4 protein-coding genes are annotated in these 4,902 nt (G+C 69.7%); 3 read left to right on the top strand and 1 reads right to left on the bottom strand.

All coding sequences use genetic code 11. The features are described from left to right. Window positions 1–268: 268 nt before the first annotated feature. A complete protein-coding gene (locus AC08OQ_RS17640) occupies window positions 269–736 on the top strand; it encodes a PGPGW domain-containing protein (protein ID WP_462203488.1) in 468 nt (155 codons plus the stop codon). An 11-nt stretch (window positions 737–747) separates the two neighbouring features. Here AC08OQ_RS17640 and AC08OQ_RS17635 read toward each other — a convergent pair whose 3' ends face one another. Next, entirely contained in the window at window positions 748–1,146 is a 399-nt protein-coding gene (locus AC08OQ_RS17635) for a hypothetical protein (protein WP_462203487.1), read from the bottom strand. A 329-nt stretch (window positions 1,147–1,475) separates the two neighbouring features. On the opposite strand from AC08OQ_RS17635, the gene AC08OQ_RS17630 reads away from it, so the two are divergent. After that, window positions 1,476–3,362: a glycoside hydrolase family 15 protein gene (locus tag AC08OQ_RS17630; protein ID WP_476602081.1), complete on the top strand. Its 1,887-nt coding sequence runs from the start codon at window positions 1,476–1,478 to the stop codon at window positions 3,360–3,362. Between the two features lie 128 nt (window positions 3,363–3,490). Beyond that, window positions 3,491–4,774: an L-2-hydroxyglutarate oxidase gene (locus tag AC08OQ_RS17625; protein WP_476602080.1), complete on the top strand. Its 1,284-nt coding sequence runs from the start codon at window positions 3,491–3,493 to the stop codon at window positions 4,772–4,774. The last annotated feature ends 128 nt before the right edge of the window (window positions 4,775–4,902 follow it).

Raw genomic sequence — 4,902 nt, 5'->3', positions numbered from 1 at the left:
AGCCTAGACGGTGCGCCCGGAGGGCCCGCCCGGCCCTACCCCCGCGGAGCCGCGAATCCCCGCGCCCCGTCGGCATGTTGGCATGTCGGCATCACGACACGTATCGGTCGAGGAGGTCGAGGAGATCCCCGCCACGATGTTCTTGCGTGATGCGTTATGACGGAAGAACGTCGCAGTAGGACACCGTCGCAGTAGAGCGTCGCAGTAGAGCACCGTCCCAGAGGACACTCCCGCCCCGTCCACGATCCGCTCAGGAGGGTTACCCGACGTGCTGACCCGAAGCGCCCGCCTGTTCCGCCGGATCGCCCTGACCGTGCTGGGTCTCGGCGTCCTCGGCCTCGGGATCGCGATGTTGGCGCTGCCGGGCCCGGGATTCCTCGTCGTGGCGCTCGGGTTCTTCATCCTGAGCCTGGAGTACGAGTGGGCGCGCGGCCGTTTCGAGCAGGCCCGGCGCAAGGCCGCCGACCTCGCCGATCAGGCGGCCGCGAACCGGTTCTCGTCGGCGTTCACGATTCTGTTCGCGCTGGGGATGATCGCCGCGGGAATCGCGTGGATCGTGGTCGACACCCTTCCCGCGTCCTCCGGGTGGTCCGGCGGAAGCCTGATCCTCAGTGGGCTCGTCATCCTGACCACCATGATCGTGAGTCTCTGGCAGGCGAAGGAGGCCCGCGATGCCGGCCGGCCCACGCCCGCCGAACTCCTCGCCCAACGGGAGCCGGAGAAGAGTCGATCCTGATGGGCGAAGGTCTACTGGCCCTGGGTGACCTGACTGATCCCGAGTACGTGCGGCTGGGCGTACACGCACTTGTACAGGGCCGCGCGGTCGACGGTCGACGCCTTCGCAACGTCGTACCGCAGCGGATAGATCCGGCTGGTGGCCAGCTGGTTGCGGTCCTTCGGCAGCTGGATGGCCCTGCCCACCGAGGGGCACGCGGCGCGCACCGCGTCCTTCTGCGCCTCGGTGGCTCCCGGGGCGAAGTACACGACGGCCTCCTGTTGCGGCGGCGGCCCGTCCAACGTCGCGTAGATCCCGAAGACGATCAGGCCGATGGTGGCGAGTACCGCCACGACGACCATCGTCCGGCGCCGAGGGTCGGCCAGGTAGCGAGCGGCACGGGTGACAGCAGGTGACGACGATGGGGCCACGTGGTGAGTCCTGTCACATCGGGGAAGGAAATCTGGTCCGGACGACGGCTGGAGCACCGCCATGACCGGACCCCCAACGTAGTCCGCCGAGCGGGTCCGTAAGGTAAACGCCCTCATGAGGCTTAGCGACCTCCGCCACGGGTAACCGCCGGCCCACCGCTGCGCGGCGTGCTCGTACCGGTTCACCGTCGACCGGCGGCGCTGTGCCCGCGATCGCGCCCAACGGCGGGCGACCCCGATGACATCGACCCCGATGATCATCAATTATCCGACGATCATCGATCCAACGATGATCACAACCAGTGGACCATGGGAGCGAGGAACAGGTCGTGCCATCCCTGATCGAGGACTACGCGCTGATCGGCGACACCCACTCCGCGGCGCTCGTGTCGCGCACTGGGTCGATCGACTGGTTGTGCCTGCCCCGATTCGACTCGCCGTCGTGCTTCGCCGCCCTGCTCGGCGACTCCGAGGCCGGCCACTGGAAGATCGCGCCCGTCGAGCCGGTCCTGGGCATCAGCCGGCGCTACCGGGGCGACACGCTGGTGCTGGAGACGGACATGACGACCGCGTCCGGCACCGTGCGCATCGTCGACGCGATGTTCCCCCGCGCCGGCACGCACACCGTGCTCCGCCTGGTCGAATGCCTCGAGGGTGCGGTCCACCTCCGATCGGAGACCCGGTTCCGCTTCGACTACGGCTCCATCGTGCCGTGGGTCCGCCGGGTGGACGAGCACACCATGTCGGCGGTGGCCGGGCCGGATGCGGTCACCCTGCGGACAACCGCCCCGATGGAGGGGCACGACATGGCCACCTACGCCGACTTCCACGTCGCCGCCGGCCAGTCGGTACCGTTCTCGCTGACCTGGGCCCCCTCCCATCAGACTCCCCCGCCGTCCCACGACGTCCGGCGCATGATCACCCTCACCGAGGCGTGGTGGTCGGACTGGATGGCGGGCTGCACCTACGACGGCCAGTGGCAGCCGGCCGTCCGCCGGTCGCTGATCACCCTCAAGGCGCTCACCTACGCCCCGACCGGAGGGATCGTCGCCGCCGTCACGACCTCGCTGCCGGAACACATCGGCGGCGTGCGCAACTGGGACTACCGGTACTGCTGGCTGCGGGACGCGACGATCACGCTGCTCGCCCTGCTCGACGCCGGGTTCACCAGCGAGGCAACCGCCTGGCGGGAGTGGCTGCTGCGCGCGGTCGCCGGTGACCCCTCCCGGGTACAGATCATGTACGGCGTGGCCGGGGAACGCCGGCTGCCCGAATACGAGATCCCGTGGCTACCGGGGTACGAGAACTCCGCCCCGGTGCGGGTCGGCAATGCCGCCGTCGACCAGTTCCAGCTCGACGTCTACGGCGAGGTCCTCGATGCCCTGCATGTCGCGCGGGTCGCGGTCGCCAACCGTCGCCAGCCCGTGCCCGGGCTGGCGCTCCCCGGCGGGCAGACCATCACCGAGAGCCATGCGGACGACTCCTGGCCGCTGCAGACCAAGCTGATGGACTTCCTCGAGACCGGCTGGCGGAAGACCGACGAGGGCATCTGGGAGGTACGCGGCCCCCGCCGCCACTTCGTCCACTCGAAGGTGATGGCCTGGGTCGCGGCCGACCGGGCGGTACGCGGGATCGTCGAGTCCCGGCTACCGGGCCCCGTCGACCGCTGGTCGGCGCTGCGGGACGAGATCCACACGGAGGTCTGCACCCGCGGGTTCGACTCCGAACGCAACACCTTCACCCAGTTCTACGGCTCCAAGGAACTCGACGCGGCGCTGCTGTACATGCCGCTGGTGGGGTTCCTGCCCGCCACCGACCCCCGCGCCGTGGGAACAGTCGCCGCCATCGAGCGGGAGCTGATGGAGGACGGGTTCGTCCTGCGGTATCCGACGGCCGAGGACGGCGCGGTCGACGGACTGCCCGCGGGCGAGGGCGCCTTCCTGGCCTGCACCTTCTGGTTGACCGACAACTACGCCCTGTCCGGGCGGGTCCACGAGGCTCAGGAGCTGTTCGAACGCCTGCTGTCGTTGCGTAACGACGTCGGGCTCCTCGCGGAGGAGTACGACCCCAGGCTGGGCCGGATGACGGGTAACTTCCCGCAGGCGTTCAGCCACGTCCCCCTGGTCAACACCGCGCGGACGCTCACCGACGCGCTGCGCGGCACACCGCGCTCGCGCACCGACCGGGCCCACCCGCCCGGCCACTTCTTCGGCTGAGCCCGCGGGACACCCGGCTGGCTACCGGGCTGACTACCGACTCGTAACATACCGTGCACGCCGATACTGGATTCGTACGATCGGCGTGATCGGGATTCACGCTTTCGACGGACGGACAGGGGACGGGCGTGGCAGGTCGCATCGCGGTGATCGGCGGTGGAATTCTCGGGCTGGCGGTCGCCCGTCGGCTCGGGCAGGTCGAACCGGGATCGGCCGTGACGGTGTTCGAGAAGGAACAGGACATCGCCCGGCATCAGACCGGCCGCAACAGCGGCGTCGTCCACGCCGGTCTCTACTACGTCCCAGGCTCGCTCAAAGCGACCCTGTGCCGCCGTGGGGTCGGGCTGCTGCGGGAGTTCTGCGCCACGCACCGCATCCGGTACGACGAGTGCGGCAAGATCGTGATCGCCGTCGACAACAGCGAGCTCGAACGGTTGGCCGAGATCGAGAAGCGGGCGGCGGCGAACGGCGTACCGCGGACCCGGATGCTCGACGCCGACGAGCTGCGGTCCGTCGAACCCCACGCCCGCGGGGTCGCCGCCCTGCACTCACCCACCACCGCCATCATCGACTATCCCGGGGTCGCGCGGGCCCTGCGTACCGAGATCGTCGCCGCTGGCGGGGCCGTGCGCACCGGAGCCGAGGTGATCGGGGTGGAGGATCGCCCAGCCGGCGTCCACCTCCGCCTCACGGTCGCCGGAACCGCGCGCGCGCGACCCAACGGCAATCACGAGCTAGCGTCTCGCGACGGTGGCCGGGTCGCCGTCGTCTCCGAAAGCGTCGGGCCGTTCGACCTGCTGATCTCCTGTGCCGGGCTGCAGTCGGACCTGGTGGCGACGCTGACCGGTGAGGACGCCTCCCCGCAGATCGTTCCCTTCCGGGGCGACTACTGGCTGCTGCGCCCCGAGCGGCGTGGCCTCGTCCATGGGCTGATCTATCCGGTTCCGGATCCGCGATATCCCTTCCTCGGCATCCATCTCACCAAGCGCATCGACGGGGAGATCCTGGTCGGGCCGAACGCGGTGCTGGCCACTGCCCGAGAGGGGTACACGGTCAGCACCGTCCAGGGCACCGACCTGCGACGGACGCTCGCCTGGCCGGGGTTCCACAAGATGGCGAAGACCCACTGGAAGACCGGCGCCAAGGAGATGCTGCGCACGGCGAGCAAGCGGGCCTTCGTCGCCGAGGCCCGGCGCTATGTCCCCGACCTGCGGGCCACCGACGTGGTTCGCGGCCCCGCGGGAGTCCGGGCCCAGGCCGTCGCCCGCGACGGTAGCCTCGTCGACGACTTCGTCCTGTCCCACAACGGGCGGGTCGTGCATGTCCGTAACGCGCCGTCTCCCGGCGCGACGGCGTCGTTGGCGATCGCTGAGCACATCGTCAGCAAAATCGTTCCCGAACGGGCCGGCTGACGGGCCCGAGAAACCGACAAGCCCGAGATTGACAATCCCGCGGCAACCCGTGCATCAAACCCGACGCGGCCACCCACCAGGCCACGGCAGACGCTGGGATGGGCGAAGCCGGTCGAGGTTTTCAGGGT

Source organism: Frankia sp. CcCS3, from assembly GCF_977927575.1.
This window is presented reverse-complemented; position numbering and strand designations above follow the sequence as displayed.